The sequence below is a fragment of the Bradyrhizobium ferriligni genome (genome assembly GCF_056837965.1).
In genome coordinates, this window is sequence record NZ_JBXEJO010000015.1 from 101,132 (window position 1) to 123,513 (window position 22,382).

Annotated in this window: 18 protein-coding genes; 8 read left to right on the forward strand and 10 right to left on the reverse strand. The window is 65.3% G+C overall.

Features of this window, described 5'->3' with window-relative positions; translation table 11 throughout:
* Position 1: 1 nt before the first annotated feature.
* Genes AC1VNY_RS11470 through AC1VNY_RS11480 form a run of 3 tightly spaced genes read right to left on the reverse strand, consistent with a single transcriptional unit; the run spans position 2 to position 3,052 of the window.
* Positions 2-586, reverse strand: a complete 585-nt coding sequence (locus AC1VNY_RS11470; protein WP_016842455.1) for an amino acid synthesis family protein — start codon at positions 584-586, stop codon at positions 2-4.
* A gap of 16 nt (positions 587-602) precedes the next feature.
* Entirely contained in the window at positions 603-1,607 is a 1,005-nt protein-coding gene (locus tag AC1VNY_RS11475) for a UPF0280 family protein (RefSeq protein WP_482405220.1), read from the reverse strand.
* Entirely contained in the window at positions 1,604-3,052 is a 1,449-nt protein-coding gene (locus AC1VNY_RS11480; RefSeq protein ID WP_482405221.1) for a 6-hydroxynicotinate reductase, read from the reverse strand. The genes AC1VNY_RS11475 and AC1VNY_RS11480 overlap by 4 nt, the downstream gene beginning before the upstream one ends.
* A gap of 275 nt (positions 3,053-3,327) precedes the next feature.
* On the opposite strand from AC1VNY_RS11480, the gene AC1VNY_RS11485 reads away from it, so the two are divergent.
* From AC1VNY_RS11485 to AC1VNY_RS11505, 5 genes are all read left to right on the forward strand, one after another.
* The gene (locus AC1VNY_RS11485; protein ID WP_482405222.1) at positions 3,328-3,795 is read left to right on the forward strand and encodes a (2Fe-2S)-binding protein; all 468 of its coding nucleotides are present in this window, start codon (positions 3,328-3,330) and stop codon (positions 3,793-3,795) included.
* On the forward strand, positions 3,795-7,337 hold the full coding sequence (locus AC1VNY_RS11490) for a molybdopterin cofactor-binding domain-containing protein (RefSeq protein ID WP_482405223.1): 3,543 nt from the start codon (positions 3,795-3,797) through the stop codon (positions 7,335-7,337). Before AC1VNY_RS11485 ends, AC1VNY_RS11490 begins: the two co-directional genes overlap by 1 nt.
* A 61-nt stretch (positions 7,338-7,398) precedes the next feature.
* Complete coding sequence (pncB, locus tag AC1VNY_RS11495) at positions 7,399-8,703, forward strand: nicotinate phosphoribosyltransferase (protein WP_482405224.1); 1,305 nt, start codon at positions 7,399-7,401, stop codon at positions 8,701-8,703.
* Between the two features lie 45 nt (positions 8,704-8,748).
* Complete coding sequence (locus AC1VNY_RS11500; RefSeq protein WP_482405225.1) at positions 8,749-10,044, forward strand: O-acetylhomoserine aminocarboxypropyltransferase; 1,296 nt, start codon at positions 8,749-8,751, stop codon at positions 10,042-10,044.
* A 2-nt stretch (positions 10,045-10,046) separates the two neighbouring features.
* Positions 10,047-10,826: an alpha/beta fold hydrolase gene (locus AC1VNY_RS11505; RefSeq protein WP_482405226.1), complete on the forward strand. Its 780-nt coding sequence runs from the start codon at positions 10,047-10,049 to the stop codon at positions 10,824-10,826.
* 261 nt (positions 10,827-11,087) lie between these two features.
* On the opposite strand, the gene AC1VNY_RS11510 is transcribed toward AC1VNY_RS11505, so the two are convergent.
* The 3 genes from AC1VNY_RS11510 to AC1VNY_RS11520 all read right to left on the reverse strand — a co-directional run bounded on the left by AC1VNY_RS11510 (position 11,088) and on the right by AC1VNY_RS11520 (position 13,308).
* Positions 11,088-11,387, reverse strand: a complete 300-nt coding sequence (locus AC1VNY_RS11510) for a DoxX family protein (RefSeq protein WP_482405227.1) — start codon at positions 11,385-11,387, stop codon at positions 11,088-11,090.
* A 21-nt stretch (positions 11,388-11,408) separates the two neighbouring features.
* Positions 11,409-12,299 (reverse strand): NAD-dependent epimerase/dehydratase family protein, encoded by an 891-nt coding sequence (locus tag AC1VNY_RS11515; protein ID WP_482405245.1) that lies wholly within the window; start codon positions 12,297-12,299, stop codon positions 11,409-11,411.
* A gap of 100 nt (positions 12,300-12,399) precedes the next feature.
* On the reverse strand, positions 12,400-13,308 hold the full coding sequence (locus AC1VNY_RS11520; RefSeq protein WP_482405228.1) for a LysR family transcriptional regulator: 909 nt from the start codon (positions 13,306-13,308) through the stop codon (positions 12,400-12,402).
* A gap of 844 nt (positions 13,309-14,152) precedes the next feature.
* Between AC1VNY_RS11520 and AC1VNY_RS11525 the strand changes: the two genes are divergently transcribed.
* Positions 14,153-14,809 carry a VIT1/CCC1 transporter family protein gene (locus AC1VNY_RS11525; RefSeq protein WP_482405229.1) on the forward strand — a complete coding sequence of 219 codons (657 nt, stop codon included), beginning with the start codon at positions 14,153-14,155 and terminating at the stop codon, positions 14,807-14,809.
* A gap of 6 nt (positions 14,810-14,815) precedes the next feature.
* Positions 14,816-15,745: a TorF family putative porin gene (locus AC1VNY_RS11530; protein WP_482405230.1), complete on the forward strand. Its 930-nt coding sequence runs from the start codon at positions 14,816-14,818 to the stop codon at positions 15,743-15,745.
* A 137-nt stretch (positions 15,746-15,882) separates the two neighbouring features.
* Here AC1VNY_RS11530 and AC1VNY_RS11535 read toward each other — a convergent pair whose 3' ends face one another.
* The 4 genes from AC1VNY_RS11535 to AC1VNY_RS11550 all read right to left on the reverse strand — a co-directional run bounded on the left by AC1VNY_RS11535 (position 15,883) and on the right by AC1VNY_RS11550 (position 20,388).
* Entirely contained in the window at positions 15,883-16,905 is a 1,023-nt protein-coding gene (locus AC1VNY_RS11535; protein WP_482405231.1) for a S1C family serine protease, read from the reverse strand.
* A gap of 76 nt (positions 16,906-16,981) precedes the next feature.
* On the reverse strand, positions 16,982-17,431 hold the full coding sequence (locus AC1VNY_RS11540) for a hypothetical protein (protein ID WP_482405232.1): 450 nt from the start codon (positions 17,429-17,431) through the stop codon (positions 16,982-16,984).
* A gap of 17 nt (positions 17,432-17,448) precedes the next feature.
* Positions 17,449-19,047, reverse strand: coding sequence for a GMC family oxidoreductase (locus AC1VNY_RS11545; RefSeq protein ID WP_482405233.1), 1,599 nt, complete (start codon positions 19,045-19,047; stop codon positions 17,449-17,451).
* Positions 19,048-19,164: 117 nt separating this feature from the next.
* Complete coding sequence (locus AC1VNY_RS11550; protein WP_482405234.1) at positions 19,165-20,388, reverse strand: cytochrome P450; 1,224 nt, start codon at positions 20,386-20,388, stop codon at positions 19,165-19,167.
* A gap of 233 nt (positions 20,389-20,621) precedes the next feature.
* Here AC1VNY_RS11550 and AC1VNY_RS11555 point away from each other — a divergent pair, with 233 nt between their 5' ends.
* The gene (locus AC1VNY_RS11555; protein ID WP_482405235.1) at positions 20,622-22,256 is read left to right on the forward strand and encodes a flavin-containing monooxygenase; all 1,635 of its coding nucleotides are present in this window, start codon (positions 20,622-20,624) and stop codon (positions 22,254-22,256) included.
* Positions 22,257-22,382 lie beyond the last annotated feature (126 nt).

Sequence of the window (22,382 nt, forward strand, 5' to 3'; positions counted from 1 at the left end):
ATTATCGCAATCCGTCTTCGCCCTTGATCTCGCCGACCGTCAGCCCGCCGACGCGCGGCAGCGGCCGCCCGCTGTCGGTTACCGCGACCGCGACCATGATCTCGTTGGCCCGCGGCGCGTCGTTGATCTGCACCTCCATGCCGTCGAAATGGCTGCGCACGAAAGCCGCGTCCTTGTGCCCGAGCGGAATATCCAGCGTGGTGCCGGGCCCCGAGCGCTTCTTCGACGACGGGATCAGCGCCGCGCCCTTCGACAGCACCTTGCGCACCGGCGCGCCCATCTTTGGATGCAGGATCGCCGCCGCATGCTCGAGCTCGCCATTTTCGCCGACCGCGGCGGCCTTGCCGTAGCTGTGCGCCTTGGCACCGTCGATGCCGAGCGCGGCGACGGCCCGTTTCGAGAGCAGTTCGCCGAGTTCCTCGCCGATCGCGATCAGCGGCGACAGATCCTCGACATAGCGGCCGGCAAAGGGGTTCTCGATCACGGCGATCGCAGCGGCCCGCCTTGTCGGCGGTGCGATGGTCTTGCCCATCTCCAGATGGGTCTCCTCGACCACTGTGACGATCTTGCGAATGACGGCGCTCATCTTGCCTCGCTCCCGGTCATGCCCGCAGCATGTGTTCTGTCGTTCTTCGTTGAAACGCGTGCGACGCCGGCGCCCCAGTTGCACCGACAATTCGCGTTTCGCCCAGTAGACGCAATGCCGCGCCCTCGATCAATCCCGACATCAGGAGGTCGCGCGCCCGCGCTGCCCCCGCCTCGAGCGCCTGATCGATCTCGTGTTCCGAGAGCCGCCCGACATCCCGGGTCACCAGCCGCGCGCCGAGGTCGCTGTCGGGCTGCAATTCGCTCGCCGGACAGCGCAGGATCGCGGGATGATCCGGCAGATCGACCGCATTGGCGATCACCGTCGCCGCGGCATCGGCCTGCGACGCCGTCCGCGCCAGCACGGTGACGGCATCGGCAATGCCAAGCGAGAAACTGCGGCCGTGACGGCCGCTGGTCGCGATGCCGCGGACCGGCGTGTCGGCATCGACCGTCATGGTGCGCATCACGCCGTGACGGTCGGGCCGATCCATCAGGCCGATCGTGAATTGTTCGCCGTCGCCGAGATGCAGGGCAATGTCGCCGCCATTGTTGACATAGGCGCGGTCGAGCGGCGCGGCCTCAAGCATCGCGCCGAGGATTTCCTCGGCGACGGAGCCCGCGACCGCCGCCATCGGCGTGATGAAGCAATCGGCGGCAAACGGCGCGACGGCTGCATGCATGCGCCGCGCGACCACGCCTTTCAGCGTGCACCCGGCCGGAGCGGCTGCGCTGCGCAGTTCGGTCAGTTCCGCGCAGAGTTCGTCAAGCAACCCGGTGAAGCGCGTCGCCGCGACCTGATAGGCGGCGTTGACATCGGCATTCCTGCCCTTGGCCTCGATGATCAGATCAATGGGGCCGTCCTGCAAATGCAGCCGCTTGCCGTCAGGAAGAAGCGCGATTTGCGGCAGCCTCGAGCCTTTTCCGTTCCGATGGAATCGGAACGGGGCTCCGGATTCTTGTTCTGACGCGTTTTCTTTGCGCGAACCGGTATCCACTTCGCTGGAAAACGCTCTGGTCATGCGCGCCGCCCGGGAAGATACGGCATCGGCCGGACTTCGGCGCTGTCCCGCAGCGACGACAGCGGCCGGACATAGTCCATGTGGCCGCCGAGTGCCGCATAGTCCGACAGTTGCATCGTGAACTCGATCGGCGCCACCAGTGCAGGCGTCGGCACATAGCCGAAGGCGCCGGCCGGCATCTGCGTGACATCGACCATGAAGGTGATGCCGCCGCCGGGCCAGACATAGACCGGCGCGCCGCCGCTGGTCACCCGCGTCAGCGCGTCCTTCACCGAGCGCGTCAGCCGCACCGGATTATCGGTGACGCCGGCGCGCAGCGATCCGCCCGCGCCGCCCATGAACAGCACGGTGCACAGCGCCGGCTCGCAATTCTCCTGAATGCGCTCGACCGAGAACTTGAGGTCCGCGGGCATCTCGGTCTCGACCGGCTTCAACGCCTCGTCGAGCACGTAATAAGAAGCATGTTCGCCGGTGGTCGAGACCATCAGCATGGTGAGCCCGGGCCGCGCCTCCTTCGCATTGAAGGGACCGAGGATCGACAGCGGATCGGAGATATTGGTGCCGCCCCATCCGGTGCCGGGATCGGCGACCTGGAAATAGCGGCCGGGCGTCGAACGCCGCCCCTTCATCTTGATGCCGGTGTCGGCGATATCGAGCAGCTTGCCGGCCTGGTGTTCGCTGAGCACGCCGGTGATGTGGTCGTCGACCACCACGACCTCATCGACCTTGCCGTGCCATTGCTTGGCGAACATGCCGATGGTCGCCGAGCCGCAGCCGACGCGCATGCGCTCTTCTGCCACACCGTTGACGATCGGCGGCCTGCCGGCCTGCACCACGACGGTGGCGCCGCCGTCGATCGTCAGCTCGACCGCCTTGCAGTTGGAGAGATCCATCAGCGTGTCGCAGGTGACGCGGCCCTCCTTCTTGGAGCCGCCGGTCAGATGATGCACCCCGCCGAGCGAGAGCATCTGCGAGCCATATTCGCTGGTCGTGACATGGCCGACCGCCTCGCCATCCGCACGCACGGTCGCGGTTTCCGGCCCGAGATAGCGGTCGGTGTCGATCTTCACCTTGACGCCGCAATACGAGAAAATGCCTTCGGTCACCACGGTGACCATGTCGACGCCGTCGACCTCCGACGACACGATGAAGGGCGCCGGCTTGTAGTCCGGATAGGTCGTTCCGGCGCCGATCGCCGTGACGAACAGTTCGGGCTGGCGGACGATCTTGCCGTCCCAATCGCCGCTCACCTGGAACGGAACCAGCTTGCCGCCATGCGACACGGTGCGCTCCAGCACGACATGCGGATCGACGCGCACCAGCGTGCCGTCATGGTTGGCATAGCGGTCGCAGGCGCCGGCCGCGCCCGGCTTGATGTAACACATCACCGGACAGGCATCGCAGCGGATCTTGTCGCCGGCGGCGACGGTCATTGTGTCAGCCATCGTGACCAAGCCTGGACTTGTGGCGGCGGTCGATCATACTGCGCTTCCGCCTCCCATGCATATCGTTCGTATACGAATGATCCTGCGCGCGAGCCCGTGACCTGTCAAGCGGCCTTTGCAATCAAACCCTGCCCTTCGCGTGCGCACCCTGTTCATAAAGCGGGCACGCGCTGCAGCGCGGCATGCCGCCGCTTGCACGTTTGTATACAAACGTTATCCTCGTCGGCGATCCGACGCTGACGTTGCAGCGCAAACATCAAGGGAGAACCGGGGCAATGCGCCTGACCGTGAACGGCAGGAATCATGATGTCGACGCCGCTCCCGACACCGCATTGCTTCACGTGCTGCGCAACGACCTCGAATTGAACGGACCGAAATATGGCTGCGGGCTCGGCGAGTGTGGCGCCTGCGCGGTGCTGATCGATGGCGTCGCCGCGCGCGCCTGCCTGATTCCGATCGACGGCTGCGTCGGCCGCAACATCGTCACGCTCGAAGGCCTCGGCAGCCGCGAGCACCCCGATCCGGTGCAGGATGCCTTCATTCACGAACAGGCCGCGCAGTGCGGCTATTGCCTCAACGGCATGATCATCACCACCAAGGCCTTGCTGACGCGCAATCCCAATCCATCCGAGCATGAGGTGCTGGAGGCGCTGCGCTACAATCTCTGCCGTTGTGGCGCGCATATCGAGATCATCCGCGCGGCGATGCGCGCGGCCGGCCACGCGCTCGAGGCGCGCGATTGATGGTCGACGCACGGCCTCCCGGGCAACGCCAGCGCGGCTCGCTGTCGGTCGTCCGCCCTGCGGTGCTGGGCGCGGAAGGCGCGTTGGAGACCTTCATCACCATCACCGCCGACGGCGCGGTCAATGCCTATAACGGCCATGTCGATCTCGGCACCGGCATCCGCACCGCGCTCGGACAGATCGTTGCCGACGAGCTCGACGTCTCCCTTGCCCGCGTCGTCGTGATCCTCGGCGACACCGCCGTGGTGCCGAACCAGGGCCCGACCATCGCGAGCGAGACTATCCAGATCACCGCCGTTCCCCTGCGCAAGGCCGCCGCGCAAGCGCGGCATTTTTTGCTCGCGCGGGCCGCCGAGCGATTGGAGCTAGCTGTCGACGAGCTCACGATCGAGGACGGCCTGATCCGCGGCCACGACAACCGCAGCATCACCTATGGTGAGCTGATCGCGGACGAGACCATCCGGCTCGATCTTGCCGATGACGTTCCGGTCAAGGCCGTGAGCGCCTATTCGGTCGTCGGCAAGTCCGTGCCGCGGGTCGATCTGCCCGCGAAGGCTACGGGCGAGCTTGTCTACGTCCACGATGTGCGCGTGCCCGGCATGCTGCACGGCCGGGTGGTCCGCCCGCCTTACGCCGGCGTCGATGCCGGCCCGTTCGTCGGCACCAGCCTGATCGCCGTCGACGAGGCGTCGGTGCGCGATATTCCAGGCCTCGTCGCGGTGGTGCGGATCGGCGATTTCGTCGGCGTCGTTGCCGAGCGCGAGGAGAATGCGATCAAGGCCGCGGCACAGCTCACGGTGAGCTGGAAGCCGGGGCCGGCGCTGACCGATCTTGCCGACGTCGAGAAGGCGCTGCGCGCCAATCCCTCGACGCCGCGCCAGCTGATCGACAAGGGCAACGTCGACGCCGCGATCAAGGCGGCCGCCAAGCCGATGCAGCGGACCTATCTCTGGCCCTACCAGATGCACGGCTCGATCGGCCCGTCATGCGCCGTTGCCGATTACAGCGAGGACGCGATCCGGGTGTGGTCCGGCACGCAGAACCCGCACATCCTGCGCGGCGACCTCGCGCTGCTGATCCAGCGGCCCGAGTCCGAGATCGACGTGATCCGGATGGAGGCGGCCGGCTGCTACGGCCGTAACTGCGCCGACGATGTCTCCGCCGACGCGCTGCTGCTGTCGCGTGCGGTCGGCCGCCCGGTGCGCGTGCAGCTCACCCGCGAGCAGGAACATGCCTGGGAGCCGAAGGGCACCGCGCAGCTGATGGACGTCAATGGCGGGCTCAACGCCGACGGCAGTGTCGCCGGCTACGATTTTGCCACGCGCTATCCCTCGAACGGCGCACCGACGCTGGCACTGCTGCTCACCGGGCGGATCGCGCCTGAAGCGGCCGTGTTCGAGATGGGCGACCGTACCGCGATCCCGCCCTACGACTACGAGAACATGCGTGTCGTCGCCAACGACATGCCGCCGATCGTGCGCGCGTCCTGGTTTCGCGGCGTGTCGGCGCTGCCGAACACCTTTGCGCATGAATCCTATATCGACGAGCTTGCGGCCGAGGCCGAGGTCGATCCGATCGAATACCGGCTGCGCTATCTGAAGGACGAGCGCGCGATCGATCTCGTCAACGCCGTTGCCGAGCGCGCCGGCTGGACGCCGCGCCCGGTGTGGAAAGAACCTGAGGCGGACGGCGATATCGTGCGCGGCCGCGGCTTTGCCTATGCGCTGTACGTGCACAGCAAGTTTCCCGGTTACGGTGCGGCATGGTCGGCGTGGATCGCCGATGTCGCCGTCAACAAGGCGACCGGCGATGTCAGCGTGACGCGCGTCGTCGCCGGCCAGGATTCAGGATTGATGATCAATCCGGAGGGCGTGCGGCACCAGATCGAAGGCAATGTGATCCAGTCGACCAGTCGCGCGCTGATGGAGGAGGTCTCCTTCGAGCGCGGCGCAGTGACGGCGCGGGAATGGGGTGCTTACCCCATCATCAAATTCCCGGAGCTGCCCAAGATCGACGTGCTGATGCTGCCGCGACAGGACCAGCCGCCGCTCGGCGTCGGCGAGTCCGCTTCGGTGCCGAGCGCCGCCGCGATCGCCAACGCGATCTATGACGCAACCGGCGTCCGCTTCCGCGAGTTGCCGTTCACGCCGGAGCGCATTTTGAAGGGATTGCGCGGCGAGCAACCGGTCGCGCCCGCCCCGCTCCCGCCGCCTGCGCAGACGGCCGACCGCAACAGATGGCAGAACCCCTTTGCAAAGCGCGGGGGGATCCTTGCCGGCATTGCAGCGATCTGCGCAGCGGCGGTCGGCATCGGCGCAGCCGTGCTGCCGTGGCGCGCGATCGCGCCGATCGCCCGGCCCGACGCTTCGGTGTATTCCGCCGCGACGGTCGCGCGCGGCAAGGAGCTCGCGGCCCTCGGCGCCTGCGCCGTCTGCCACACCTCGGAACATGGCATCCTGAACGCCGGCGGTCGGCCGCTCGAGACGCCGTTCGGCACCATCTTCACGACTAACATCACGCCCGATGTCGACACCGGCATCGGCGCCTGGTCCTATCCCGCCTTCGAGCGTGCGATGCGCGAGGGCATCCATCGCGATGGGCGCCATCTCTATCCGGCGTTCCCGTACACGCACTTCGCCAGGACCAGCGATGCCGACCTGCAGGCGCTCTATGCCTATCTGATGGCGCAGGCGCCGGCGCGCGCCGAAACGCCGGCCAACGCGCTCGCCTTTCCGTTCAACCTGCGGCCGCTGCTCGCCGGATGGAATGCGCTGTTCCATCAGGCGCAGGCATTCCAGCCCGATCCATCGAAGTCAGCGAATTGGAATCGCGGCGCCTATCTGATCGAAGGTCTCGGCCATTGCAGCGCCTGCCACTCGCCGCGCAATGCGCTCGGTGCCGAGCGGCAAGCGGCCTATCTCGCCGGCGGCTTCGCCGAGGGCTGGGAGGCGCCGGCGCTGACGTCGCTGTCGAAGGCGCCGATCCCCTGGAGCGAGGACGAGCTCTACGCCTATTTGCGCACCGGCGAGTCCCGCCTGCACGGCGTCGCCGCAGGGCCGATGGCGCCGGTCGTGCAGGAGCTCGCCGCGCTGCCCGATCAGGACATCCGCGCGATGGCGGTCTACCTCGCCTCGTTCAACGAGACCGCTGATCGGCCGGCCCACGACGCCATGGCAGCCAAGCTCGAAGCCGGCACCGTTGTGACCACGGCAGCCTCGACCGGCGCGCGGATCTATCAAGGCGCCTGCGCGGTCTGCCATGAGGTCGGCGGCCCGCCGCTGTTCGGCAGCCGGCCGTCGCTGGCACTCAACAGCAATTTGCACAGCGACGCGCCCGACAATCTGATCCAGGTGATCCTGCACGGCATCGCCAAGCCGGCCGTGACCGATCTGGGCTACATGCCGGCGTTCAAGGACAGCATGAGCGACGGCCAGGTCGCCGAGCTCGTCACCTTCCTCCGGCGGCAATTTGCCCCTGACAAGCCGGTCTGGACCGATGTCACCGCCACGGTCGGCCGTATACGGCAGACCATAGCGCGCTGACCTGCCATGTTCCGCCCGATACCCACTGGGCGGGCGGCGCCCGGCAGGCTAAGGTTCCCGCATGACCGTGACAGATATCGCGACCCGGACCTACAACCACGGCTGGCGGCTCGACCCGATCGTGCGCAGCCTGCTGGACACCGATTTCTACAAGCTGTTGATGCAGCAGATGATCCGGGAATGCTATCCGGACACCCGCACGACCTTTTCGGTGATCAACCGCTCGACCCATATCCGGCTCGCCGAGGTCATCGACGAGGCCGAGCTGCGCGCCCAGCTCGACCACGCCCGCACCATCCGCTTCACCAAGAAGGAGCTGATCTGGCTCGCCGGCAACACGTTCTACGGCAAGACCCAGATGTTCTCGCCCGATTTCATCAACTGGCTCTCGACCTTCCGGCTGCCCGACTACGAGCTGCACAAGGTCGACGGCCAGTATGAGCTGCATTTCCACGGGCCGTGGACCCACACCACGATGTGGGAGATCCCGGCGCTCGCGATCCTCAACGAGCTGCGCTCGCGCGCGGCGACCAAGACCTACGGCCGCTTCGCGCTCGACGTGCTCTATGCGCGCGCCAAGGCGAAGCTGTGGGCCAAGGTCGAACGGCTGCGCAAGCTGGACGGCTTGCGGCTGTCCGATTTCGGCACACGCCGCCGCCACGGCTTCCTCTGGCAGCGCTGGTGCGTCGAGGCGGTGAAGGAAGGCCTCGGCCCCTCCTTCACCGGCACGTCGAACGTGCTGCTCGCGATGGACAACGACCTCGAGGCGATCGGCACCAACGCGCATGAGCTGCCGATGGTCGCCGCCGCGCTCGCCAATGACGACGAGGCGCTGCGCTGGGCGCCCTATCGCATCCTCGATCAATGGCGCCACACCTATGGCGGCAACCTGCTGATCGCACTGCCCGACGCCTTCGGCACCAAGCCGTTCCTGCGCGACGCGCCGGATTGGGTCGCCGACTGGACCGGCTTTCGACCCGACAGCGCGCCGCCGATCACGGCCGGCGAAGAGATCATCAAATGGTGGAAGCAGAAGGGCCGCGACCCCAAGGAGAAGCTGCTGGTGTTCTCCGACGCGATGGATGTCGGCTCGATCGAGGAGACGTTTCACCATTTCAAGGGGCGCGTGCGCGTCAGCTTCGGCTGGGGCACCAACCTCACCAACGATTTCGTCGGCTGCGCGCCGGATGGCACCGCCGAGCTCGACCCGATCTCGATCGTCTGCAAGGTGACGTCGGTCGACGGACGCCCGGCCGTCAAGCTCTCCGACAATCCGGAGAAGGCGACCGGCATCCCCTCCGAGGTCGAGCGCTATTTGCGCGTGTTCGGCAATGTCGGCCGCGTTCGCACCGCAGTTCACGTGTAAACCGGCACAGATATCACCCCCATCGACTGACCTGACGAGTTTCGCATGCCCGCACCCAAGCCGCCTGCCTTCGAAACCCTGAGCCTGCACGCCGGCCAGCGCCCCGATCCCGCGACCGGCGCGCGCGCGGTTCCGATCTATCAGACCACGTCCTACGTGTTCCAGGACGCTGACCACGCCGCGGCGCTGTTCAACCTCGAACGTGCCGGCCACATCTACACCCGCATCTCCAACCCGACGACCGCTGTGTTGGAAGAGCGCATCGCCGCGCTTGAATGCGGCGTCGGCGCGATCTGCACCGCCAGCGGCATGGCCGCGATGCATCTGGCGATCGCAACGCTGCTCAATGCCGGCGACCATATCGTCGCCTCCGCCTCGCTCTATGGCGGCACCATCAATTTGCTGGCGCACACGCTGCCGCGGTTCGGCATCACCACGACGTTCGTGAAGCCGCGTGCGCTCGACGAATTCCGTGCCGCGATCAAGCCGAACACCCGCCTCGTGATCGGCGAGACCATCGGCAATCCCGGGCTCGAGGTGCTCGATATCCCTGCGGTCGCGGAGATCGCGCATAATGCGAAGATCCCGCTGTTGATCGACAACACCTTTGCGACGCCCTATCTCAGCCAACCGATCGAGCTCGGCGCCGACATCACGATGAACTCGGCGACCAAGTGGATGGGCGGCCATGGCATCGCGATCGGTGGCGTGATCGTCGACGGCGGCCGGTTCGACTGGCGCGCCTCCGGCAAATTCCCGCAGCTCACCGAGCCCTATGCCGGCTATCACGGCATCGTCTTCGACGAGCAGTTCGGCAAGGCCGCCTTCATCATGCGCGCCCGCACCGAGGGCCTGCGCGATTTCGGCGCCTGCCTGTCGCCGACCAACGCCTTCCAGCTGCTGCAGGGCATCGAGACGCTCGGCGTCCGCATGGACCGCCACGTCAGCAACACCCACGCGGTGCTGGACGCCCTCGCCGCGAACAAGGCGGTCGACTGGGTGCTGCATCCCTCGCTGGAGACGCATCCGGATTACGCGCTGGCCAAGAAGCTGCTGCCGCGCGGCGCCGGCTCGATCGTCAGCTTCGGCATCAAGGGCGGCCGCGCCGCCGGCAAGAAGTTCATCGAGTCGTTGAAGCTGATCAGCCATCTCGCCAATGTCGGCGATGCCAAGACGCTGGTGATCCATCCCGCCAGCACCACGCACCAGCAGATGGATGCCGGGCAGCTCAAGGCCGCCGGCATCGGCGAGGAACTGGTGCGGCTCTCGGTCGGCATCGAAACCGCGCAGGATATCATCGACGATCTCGGCCAGGCGCTGCGCGCCTCGCAAAGGACCTGACCATGCAGCTTTCCGTGAACGGATCAGACACCTTCATCGCGACCGGCGGCAGGCCGTTCGACCCGTCGCTGCCGGCGGTGGTGATGATCCACGGCGCCGGCTTCGACTCTTCGACCTGGTCGCTGCACAGCCGCTGGTTCGCCCATCACGGATTCTCCGTGCTGGCGCCGGACCTGCCGGGCCATGGCCGCTCCGCCGGCAAGCCGCTGAAGACCATCGCCGAGATGGCCGACTGGATCGCGGCGCTGATCACGGCAGCCGGCGCATCGAAGGCGCGGCTGATCGGCCATTCGATGGGCTCGCTGATCGCGATCGAAACCTCGGCGCGGCATCCCGACAAGGTCTCCGGCCTCGCGCTGATCGGCACCGCCGCGACTATGACGGTCGGCCCCGATCTCTTGAAGGCCGCCGAAGCCAATGATGTCGCGGCGATCGACATGGTCTCGATCTGGGGCCTCGGCTTCAAGGCAGAGCTCGGCGGCAGCCTCGCGCCGGGCCTGTGGATGCACCAGGGCGCGCAGCGGGTGCTGCAGGAGGCGAAGCCGGGCGTGCTGTACAACGACCTCAACGCCTGCAACGCCTATCAGAACGCCCTGACCGCAGCCGCCGCGGTCAAGGTGCCCGCGACCTTCATCCTCGGCGAGCGCGACATGATGACCCCCGCCAAGGCCGGCAAGGCGCTCGCCGCCGCGACACCGAATGCCCGCACCGTGGTGCTGCCCGGCGCCGGCCACATGATGATGGTCGAGCAGCCCGACGAGCTGCTCGCAGCGCTGCGGTAGCGGAGCCGCGGGCTCCTCTCCCTTTCCTCGTCGGAGAAGGTCGCGCGGACACAAGTCCGCGCCGGATGACCGCCGCCAAAACATCGAAAACAACCCCATGCAAAGTAGCAGGGCAGCCGCTGGCCCTCGGACAAGCGACTTGACACGTCGGGCAACTCAGCGATATCTTCTATTATTCCGAAATTGCGCAACGCTCCCAGTGCCCCTTGGGCATTTCAAGCCGATCGGCAGCCTCCTCAAGTGCCCGGAGCCGCCGATCTTTCAGGAAATCCGACTCGCCATCAGGAGCAAGGCAGCGAAGCAACCGATCGGTACGAGGTGGGAAAACTCCCGATGTCGCAGAATGGTCAAAGCTGCCGCCGCGAGAATGACGGCGCAGAGGATCAAGCCTGCTGCACGGGTTGCCGGTATGGCGACCAGGATCGCGGCCGATATCTCCAATCCGCCGGTGACCCGGCACCACCACGCGGGATACCCCCATCGAACAAAGTTGCTCCGCGTCGTCGACGTCGCGATCGCATTGAACAGACCTGCACTGGCGAAGGCAACGGCAAGCAGCATAATGAATATTAGGTGCATGACTTAAGCGACCGCCAACGCATAAGCGCGTAACTCGTCGATGATCGATCCCCGCGAAGGATTCCAGCCGAGTTCGCGCTTCGCCTTCTCGCCCGAGATGATCTGATCGGAGGCGATCGCATCGGCGAAACCCCAGAGGACCTTGCGCGCCTCTTCGAGCGGCCATGCCGCTACTCGGCCCCCGGCACCGCCCAACTCGCTCGCTGCACGTGCGATCTCGATGAGCCGCGGCGCCGAACCGTGCGCGCCATTGAAGACGGATCCCGCCGGTGCCCGCTCGAGCGCGAGCGCATAGAGATCGGCCAGATCGTCGGCATGCACGGTCGACCAGCGATTTTGACCGTCACCGACATGAAGCGCCGCACCATGTTCCTTGGCCGCTGCGACCATCATCATCGCGGCGCCGCCCCAGTTGCCATATACCCAGGCAGGCCGGATAACGACCGGATGGACGCCCCCGGCTTCGGCCGCGAGGATCTCGCGTTCCAGGGCCTGGCGCCAGCGGACCATCTCGACCGGGTTCAGTGGAGTGCGCTCGGTGACTGACGTGTTACCCGTGGAGCCGTAGACCAAGCTGCCACTGGTATAGATGAAGCGCTTACCCGTTCCGCGCTGGGATTCGAGGATCGCGCGCGTCGCAATCTCATCGAGAGACGCAGCGTTCTGATCGTTGGGCGAAGCGGCATGGACGACGGCGTCCACGCGCCGCACCGCCGAGGCCAAGCTCACCGGGTCGGCAAGCTCACCTATCTTCGCCACGAAACCTCGGTCGAGCAGCTTGGTCGCGCTCGCTTCCGACCGGGCGAGTCCCACGACTTCATGGCCTCCCTCTTTCAATCGGTGCGCTACCGCACCGCCGATCAAGCCAGTCGCGCCTGTTACCAAAACTCGCATGTCGATCACCCTTCAATTTCGGTGAATCCAACAAAGCGGAACGGCAATACGGATGGAAATCGCGAGTTCTGATGTGGCGCTATCGATCGCGCCGATGGCGTCAAGCCGAGGCGGCGATTTTGGTGATAATGCCGCGCAGCCAGGCAATAGCCCCATGCGTATCCGCCCGCCGGTGCCACATCAGGTGGAGTGGCCAGGTAGGCAGTTCGAGCGGCGGATCATAAATCGCTATGCCTGCTCCGGTACCAGCGAACCTTCGTGCGACCCGGGAGGCCAGCGTCGCGACGAGGTCGGTCCCGGCGATCACGAAAGGGGCGGCCAGGAATTGTGGCAGGCTCAGTACGACGCGCCGTTCGAGGCCGAGATCGGCAAGCCTCAGATCGACGATCCCGGAGCGGTCGCCTTCCGGAGAGACCAGAAGATGCGGCGCCGCTGCGAAAGCCTTGAGGCTCGGACCATCCGCGAACGCCGGGTGTCCCTCCCGCACGACGCAGGCGAAACTCTCAAAAAAGAGCGGGCTGCTGATGATGCGCGCCGACGTCTCGACGGGGAAACCGATCGCGAGGTTCGCCTCGCCGCTGTCGAGCAGCGTGATAGCTTCTTCTCGTCCGAACATCCCGCAGACCCGCACGTTGATGTGCGGGGCGTCGATGCTGAGGAGGGCCATGAGCGGCGGCAACAGGACGAACGCCGCATAGTCGCTCATCGCGAGCGTGACGGTATTGTCGGCCGTCGCGGGATCGAAGCTATCGGCCTGTAGCGCGCTCCGGAGAAGCCGGAGCGCATCCGAGACGGGACCAGCAAGGTCATGGGCGCGGGGCGTTGGCTGCATGCCTGAAGGCGTTCGCACGAAGAGCTCGTCCCCAAGAAGCTCTCGCAAGCGCGTGAGCGCTCCGCTCATCGCCGACTGGCTGAGGCCGATCCGCGATCCAGCGCGCGTCACGTGGCGCTCCGCGTACAGCGCATCGAAGGCCTTCATCAAGTTGAGGTCGAAGCCGGCTATATCCATGTGGCCGACCATAAGGGAATGCGCCGAACGGGGATAGCGGCCGTACGTCAAGCGCACGCCGCTTAGGAGGCGGCGCCGAGGGTCAATAGACGACATCGAAAATAGGAAAAAACCCGCGAACTAAGGCAAGCCAGGAGGAACGGTATCCACGTTCTGTGGCGCGAGATCGCTGAAGGGTGGGCGGCACGTCTTGATGAAGAAGTTAGCCGCTTCGCCAGTCGTCAGAACCCCAGCGGCTTGAGCCGTTGGTGCGTACGTGCGGATACAGGATTTAAGGTTAGAGACGACACGGCCACCCTTCTCCCCTGTGGGAGAAGGTGGCGCGAAGCGCCGGATGAGGGGGCCTCTCCGCAGACGAGTTCGCGGATCGAGCCCTTCACCCGGCTCCAATGCTTGCGCATTCGAAACGCCCCTGCCGCCACCACTGCGCGTGGAACTTCCTTCGAAGGTGAGCCGCCCGATAATTCTATTATTCCGAGTTCCTGAAATACGCCGCCGCGTCCGTCACGATTGCGGCCAAAAACTCTCACCCCATGGCACTGCAAGGGAGACTCGGCGGGCAAGCACCCGACGCGTGACCAACGGCTGACGCGGGTACGGCGCTGACGGGAGCGCGAAAGCGGATATTGCCGCAAGTCCGAGAGGGGCCGAATGCGCACATCTGGGTCAGCCCGCCGATGGGCCGATAGATTGACTTATCGCAAGACCGACCAAAGAACCCAGCGGAGGATGGGCAGACTGCTCGATAAGTCAAAATGACATCCCGGGATAGGTCATGTGTTGGACCACAAGCTGAACATCAGCCGATGCCTTATCCGTAGGAAGGCCAGCGGGAGATGATTTCATGTCAGACGCCTTAGCACCTCGACGCGTACTGGATCCGATGGAACGGATCTCGGAGACCTTATTCGGTCTGATTATGGCCCTTACCTTCATCTGCTCGCTGAGTATCGCATCGGGTGCTGGCATCAACATTCGTACGATGCTGATGGGAGCGCTAGGCTGCAATCTAGCCTGGGGTATTGTTGACGGCGGTCTTTATCTTCTGGCTCGTATCAATGACCGGGGAGACAAGGCTTTGACGCTCCGCGCAATCAGGCAGGCGCCCGATCCCGAAACTGCGCAGCGCATCATCTCAGATGCATTGCCGACTCAATTGGCGGCGATCCTACCTCTGGACCAATTGGAAGTGTTCCGGAAGACTTTGCAGCAAATGCCTGAGCCGGTCCTTGGCCCAACGCTGACGAAGCGCGACTGGACGGGAGCGCTGGGCCTTTGCTTATTGAGTTTCCTTTCGACCTTTCCGCTGACAATTCCGTTCGTACTGCTGCGCGACCCCAGATTAGCCTTGCATGTGACCTACGTTGTCGCCATCGTGATGCTGTTCTGCTGTGGTTGCGCATTTGGAGTACGTAGCGGGTTGCGACCTTGGATGGCAGGGCTTTCGATGGTGGCTGTGGGTAGTGCACTGGTTGGCGTCGCGGTAGCTCTTGGAGGGTAAGCGACAGTGCGGCAGCGAAAGGACGCAACAAGTGGTCGCTCGATCACGGGGTTGGTCGCGCTATCGCTTGTGCTTTCGATCAGCGATCTCGCTTATGGCCAAGCCCCCAGCTCAGCCGGAGCAATCGGCCTTGGTAATCGCGGATGGTCGGCAGCCGACACCAACCACACGACGTCTTCGAACGAACTGGAATTCAGCGCCCGCGCGGGACTTGCGTCCGACTACATCTATCGCGGCGTTACATTGTCCGATCATGGGCCTGCGGTCGGCGCCGCCCTGGAAGCAAGATGGGGCCAGCTATACGCCGGCACAACGGTCGCCACCGTCAACCTGCCGACACAGCCAGCCGCCGAATTCACCTACGCCGCCGGTATCCGTCCGACGTTCGCAACCATCGATTTCGATTTTGGCGTGACCTATTTCGCTTATCCCGGAGAACGGCTTCCCGGCGAGACCAACGGAATCAATTATTGGGAGACGGTCATCCGCGGCGATCGAAAAATCAGCGATCAAGTCCGCCTCGCCGCGGGCTACGCCTATTCACCGAATGTCTCGAACACCGGCGCTTGGAGCCAATATGTGGCAGGTGGCGTCGGCTATGATGTGCCGAGCCGATTGCTGCCGCACGACGTAACCATATCCTTCACGACCGCTGCCGGCTATTCCTGGTTCGGCAATCAACGCCAGCAACTCGGCGGATTCCCTTTACCTTCCTATCTCAATTGGCAGGCAGGCGTGACCTTCACCCACAAGGCTTTCAACTTCGACCTGCGCTACTACGACACCAATCTGACGAAGGAAAACTGCTTTGTCTTTACAGGCGATCCAAATGCGCAGCCAGGCGGCCGTGTGAATCTCGCTACCAACCCGGATGGTCTGACCTCGAACTGGTGCGGCGCGACGTTTGTTGCCAAGGTCTGGTTTGCGTTGAACTAGGCAGGAACCATGGGGCTTAGGGTTGTTGCTGGAGCCGCCCGGTATCTGTCCGCGGAGAGAGACCCCTCACCCCGCTTCGCTGCGCGAAGCGACCCTCTCCCACAAAGGGAAAGGGTGCATCACGCGCGACGAGAGCATCACTGCTTCGCGGGCTTGCGCTCGATCGGATGGATTTCGATCGCGCGCAGGCGGCCGAGGCGGAGCACGTCCATCGACAGGGTGCGGTCGATCCGGCTGTGATCGAGCGCGCGGATCAGATCGTCGACGCCGTTGATCTCGATGCCGTCGAGCCTGATCACGACATCGCCCGGCAGCAGCGCGGCGCGCGCGGCCGGGCTGTCCGGCTCGATCTGCATCAACAGCGCGCCCATCTTGTTCTCGACGCCGGCGAGCACCGCGTGTCGCCGCGGCACCGGCGCGGTCTGGCCGGCGACGCCGATATAGGCGCGGCGGACATAGCCGTGGCGGATGATCTCCGACAGCACGAACTGCGCGGTGTTGCTGGCGACCGCAAAGCAGATGCCCTGCGCGCCGTTGATGATCGCGGTGTTGATGCCGATCACCTCGCCCTTCGACGACACCAGGGGTCCGCCGGAATTGCCGGGGTTGAGCGCGGCATCGGTCTGGATCACGTCCTCGATGGTCCGCCCGCTCACCGAGCGGATCGAGCGGCCGAGCGCGGAGACCACGCCGGCGGTGACCGTCGATTCGAAGCCGAGCGGATTGCCGATCGCGACCACGAGCTGGCCGCGCCGCAGCGTCTTGGAGTTGCCGAGCGACGCGTAAGGCAGATCGCGCGCGCCGTCGGCCCGCAGCAGCGCGAGATCGGTGTCGGGATCGACGCCGAGCACATGGGCGTCGGTGACGAAGCCCTCGGTGTCGCGCAGGCGGATCTCCTTCGACGATCCGACCACATGGCTGTTGGTCAGCACGAACCCGTCTGGCGAGATCACGATGCCCGAGCCGAGCCCGCCGCGCTCGCGCGCATTGCGCACTTTCGGCCCGGTTTCGACCCTGACCACGGCGGGGCCGACGCGGTCGGTGACGTCGATCACGGCATTGGAATAAGCATCCAGCAGAGCCCGGTCGTTATCCTGGGCAGCATCGGCCGTTCGCGGTGACGGCGTGTCACCGGCGGTATCTGAGGTAATATCCAGCATGGCGAGAGTCCTTTGGTCTCCTCAGATGGTGACCGGCTCCCCGCGCCGCAAGTGGTTACGGCACCTGCCCGACTGGTTAGGGCGCCCGCCGCAACAACCCGCCGCGCTCCCGGACCGGATCGAGCAGCGACCAGTCGCCCTCCGGCAGCACATGACCTTTGGGAAACGGCGCGCGCAGCTCGAGGCCGAGCGAGCGCAGCACGCGGTCGTCGCGGTAGTAGCATTGCAGCACTACGCGGACGAGCGTTGCCGCTGCCGCGCCGCCACGGGCGCGAAACTCCTGCGCTACCGCATCGCGCCCGGCATCGTCGAGCTCGGCGAGCGGCCGGCCCGCAAGATCAGCCAGATGATCCAGCGCCCGCGCGACCAGCGCGGTGTCGCGGCCGAGCGTTGCCAGCATGTCCGCCTGGATCGCGGCATCGTCCGCCCCCGGCACCTTGTACTCGTCACTTGCGGGAACGATCATCGCGGCGACGGTGCGCAGATCGGCGCGCTGGGCTGCAGTCAGTTCATTGCTATCAGACATGTCGGTCTCTGGCGGTCTCAGTCGAACAGATTGGCGAGGCGCTGCTTCATCTGGTCGGCGATGTAGAGCGCAAGGGCCTGGATGGTGGAGGTCGGGTTCACGCCGCCCGAGGTGACGAAGATGCTGCCGTCGACGATGAAGAGGTTCTTCACGTCGTGCGAGCGGCCCCATTCGTTGACCACGGAGCGCGCCGGATCGGTGCCCATCCGCGCGGTGCCGAGCAGATGCCAGCCGCCCCACGGGATCGGATCGTTGATGCAGATGTCGGTGGCGCCGGCGGCCTCGAGAATCTCCCGGCCGCGCGCCAGCCCGTGGTTCATCATCTTCCGGCTGTTCGCGCTGATCGTGTAGTCGATCTTCGGCGCGGGGATGCCGTGGCTGTCCTTCAGCACGGGATCGAGCGTGACGCGGTTGTGCTCCTCCGGCAGATCCTCGCAGATCGCCGATACCGCGAGACGATGGCCGTTGAGCTTGCGGAACACGCGGTGATGATCCTTGCCCCAGGGCAGGATGCCCTTCTGCTCGCTCGCGACCGCCTCGAACACCGGCCCGGCGCCGCGGCCGAACTGGATGCCGTAGCCGCGGACGAAGCCGCGCGACAGATCCGTGTCGTAGAACTCCTTGCTCCACAGGCAGGTCGGCGGCGCGCGGTTGCTGTCGGTCGGCTCCTTCACGAAGCCGTAAATCTGCGCGTAGGGGTGGAACATCAGGTTCTTGCCGACCAGGCCCGACGAGTTGGCGAGGCCATTCGGGAATTTGCCCGACGCCGAATTGAGCAGCAGCCGCGGCGTGCCGACACCGTTGCAGGCGATGATGACGACTTCGGCCGGCTGAAACTGCTCGACACCGTCCTTGTCGTAATAGACGACGCCGGAGGCCATGCCGTGCTCGTTGGTCAGGATCTCGCGCACCCGGCAATGGGTCTTGAGCTCGACCCCGGCGCGGACCGCGTGCGGCCAGTAGGTGATGTCGGTCGAGGCCTTGGCACCCTGCGCGCAGGCCGGCGTGCAGTGGCCGAGATTGATGCAGCGCGCCCTGCCCTCGTAATCCATCGTCGCCACCGTCGTGTCCGACGGCCACCAGTGCCAGCCAAGCTTGTTCATGGCGTTGCCGATCAGCGGGCCCGATAGTCCGAGCGGCTGCTGCGGCATCGGCGGGTGGCTCAGCGGCGACAGCGGATCGCCCGACAGGCCTGAGACGCCCATCATCCGATCGTTCTCCTCGAAGAACGGGGTGAGCGCGTCGTAATCGATCGGCCAGTCGTCGGCGACGCCGTCGAGCGTCTTCACCTTGAAGTCGGACGGATGCAGCCGCGGCCAGTGCGCGGTGTACATCACCGTCGAGCCGCCGACGGCGTTGAAGTTGACGACCTTGATCGGCGAATTGTCGTCGTTGATCGGGTAGTCCTCGGGCCGGCGGCGGACGTTCGGGCTGGACGACCACTCGCCGTAGAACTTCGCCTCCCAGTCGCGCCCGGTGCTCGGATATTCGGCCGGATTCATCCAGCCGCCCTGATCGAGGCAGAGGATGTGCATCTTGGTATCGGCGAGGCTCCAGGCCACCGCAGCGCCGGACGCGCCGGCGCCGATGATCAGGACGTCAACGGGATCGTTCATTCCGATTCCTTGTTCTTGATGATCCCGTCATTCCGGGATGGTCCGAAGGACCAGACCCGGAATCTCGAGATTCCGGGTTCGATGCTTCGCATCGCCCCGGAATGACAAATCACACCTTCAATTCACGATTCTCACCGGCAAGCTTCGTATACCGCGGATGAAATTGGAATAGAGCCTTTGCGGCGGGCCCATCATCTGAAAACGCAGATCGCGCGCCAGGACCTCCTCCCAGAGGATGCGCAGCTGCTGCTCGGCGAGGCGGTCGCCGACGCAGCGGTGGACGCCGGCGCCGAAGGCGAGATGCTGACGCGGCTTGGCGCGGTCGATGATGAATTCGTCGGCACGCTCGATCTTATCCTCGTCGCGGTTGCCGGAGATGTACCACATCACGACCTTGTCGCCCTTGCTGATCCGGCGGCCGGCAAGCTCGACATCGTTGCGTGCGGTGCGGCGCATGTGCAGCACCGGCGTGTGGTAGCGGATGGTCTCGGAGACCAGGTTCGGGATCAGCTCCGGCCTCGCGCGGACCAGCTCGAACTGCTCCGGGTTCTCGCACAGCGCCATCAGGCCGGCCGACATCGAATTGCGCGTGGTGTCGTTGCCGCCGACGATCAACAGCCCGATCGTGCCGATGAACTCGCGCGGCTCCAGATTCCGCGTCGCCGGCGAATGCGCCAGCATCGAGATCAGGTCGAAAGTTGGCGGCGCATCGATCCGCGCGTCCCATAGCTTGCGGAAATATTCTCCCATCTTGACCAGTTCGGCGGTGCGTTCAGCCTCCGAATGCACCACTGCGTCGGGGGATTCGACGTTGGCGATCGCGACATCCGACCACCAGGTCAGCTTGGCGCGGTCGTCAGATGGGAAATCGAACAGCGTCGCCAGCATCATGTTGGTGAGGTCGACCGAGACCCGCTCGGCCCAGTCGAAGGTCTCGTTGCGCGGCAACGCGTCGAGCACGGCTGAGGTGCGCTGGCGGATCAGGGTGTCGAAATTGGCGAGATTCGACGGCGCCACGATCGGCGCCACGGTGCGACGCTGCGCGGTGTGGCCGGGCGGGTCCATGCGGATGAAGCTCGGCCGCTCCTGCCCCTTCGGCTGGTCCGCGACCTGGATACCGCCAAGCTCGGAGGCCGACGAATAGTTCTGGTGATCGATCTCAACCGCGAAGATGTCGTCGTAGCGCGTCACCGACCAGTACGGGCCGTAGGCCGACGCCTCGCAATAATGCACGGGATCGTCGCGGCGGAGCTGCGCGAACAGCGGCCGCCAGGTGTCGTCCTGATAGAGCCGGGGATTGCTGACGTCCGTAGACTTCGGCCTGCGCAGCGCCTCTCCCATCGCCTCACTCCCACAGGTTCCGTCGCCGCTTGGCGGGCGATCGTTGTGTCGGCCGACGATAGAGGGAATCCCGCGGCCGAGTAAAGCCGCCGGGCGGACAGTCCGCCGCGCGGAATGCGCGCAACCCGACGCACCCGGCAAATCCCGATAGCTGCCCCGCTGTTCGATGTTTGTCGGCAGCAGGAAGACCGGTTAGCCTTGCCGGCAATCAATCCATCAGGGAGCAACGACAGGTGGCCGAATTGCGCCAGGACAACACCGCCCCGACGGCTGCGCTGGACCACGACGTCGTCATCATCGGCGCCGGCCTGTCCGGCATGTACCAGCTTTATCGGCTGCGCGAGCTTGGTCTTAGCGCGCGCGTGTTCGAGGCCGGCACCGGCGTCGGCGGCACCTGGTATTGGAACCGCTATCCCGGCGCACGTTTCGATTCCGAGAGCTATTCCTACGGCTATTCGTTCTCGAAGGAGCTGCTCGAGGAATGGGAATGGTCGGAGCATTTCGCCGGCCAGCCCGAGACCTTGCGCTACTGCAACTATGTCGCCGACAAGTTCGACCTGCGCCGCGACATCCAGTTCGAGAGCCGGGTCACATCAGCGATCTACCAGGACGACACGCGAAGCTGGCGGATCACGCTGGAGAGCGGCGCGCAGCACGCCTGCCGCTTCCTGATCACCGCGATCGGTCCGTTGTCGACGCCGACCCTGCCGCGCATCGAGGGCCGCGACGATTTCAGGGGCCAATCGTTCCACACCGCGCGCTGGCCGAAGCAGAAAGTGGATTTCACCGGCAAGCGCGTCGCCGTGATCGGCACCGGCGCGACCGGCATCCAGACCATCCAGACCATCGCCGGCGAGGTCGGGCATCTCACCGTGTTCCAGCGCACCGCCAACTGGGCGGCGCCGCTGCACAACGGCAAGATCGACGCCGAGACGCAAGCCAGGATCAAGGCCGGCTATCCCAAGATCTTCGCGCGTTGCAAGGAGACGTTCGCCTGCTTCGTGCATACCCCTGATCCGCGCGGCGCCTTCGAGGTGAGCGAGGCGGAGCGCGAGGCGTTCTACGAGAAGCTCTATGGCGAACGCGGGTTTGGCATCTGGCAGGGCAACTTCAAGGATATCCTGATCGACCGCGCTGCGAATGCGACGATCAGCGATTTCGTCGCGCGCAAGATCCGTCAGCGCGTGAAGAACCAGGCGGTCGCCGAGATGCTGATCCCGAAGAACCACGGCTTCGGCACGCGGCGGCTGCCGCTCGAGACCTTCTACTACGAGGTCTACAACCGCGACAATGTCGAGCTCGTCGATATCAAGGAGACGCCAATCGAGCGGATCACGCCCGAGGGCATCCGGACGACCGACAGGGACTACGCCTTCGACATCATCATCTACGCCACCGGCTTCGATGCCATCACCGGCAGCTTCGACAGGATCGATTTCCGCGGCGCGCACGGTGCGCGGCTGAAGGAGAAATGGACGCACGGCCCGGAAACCTATCTCGGGCTGATGGTCGACGGCTTCCCCAACATGATGATGCTGATGGGCCCGCACACCGCGCTCGGCAATATCCCGCGCAGCATCGAATACAGCGTCGACTGGGTCACCGGGCTGATCCGCTTCGCTCAGGAGAGAGGCCTGAGCTTCCTCGACGCCACGCCTGAAGGCACCGCCGACTGGACCGAGCATGTAAAAGCGCTCGGCACAGGCTTGCTTTCCAACGAGGTCGATTCCTGGATGACCGGCATCAACCGCAACGTCGAGGGCAAGCAAACCCGCATCGTCGCCCGCTACAGCGGCAGCGCACCGGCGTATCGCGCGCGGTGCGACGAGGTGGCGGCGAAGAGCTATGCGGAGTTGAGGTTGGGCTAACGTGCGTATTGAGGCGAAGCGCGAGCCACACCCACCGCCGTCGTCCCGGCGAAGGCCGGGACCCATAACCACAGGGTTGGGTTGTTGGAGGAGGCTGTGGCCCCAGCACCGTGCAACAATGACCAT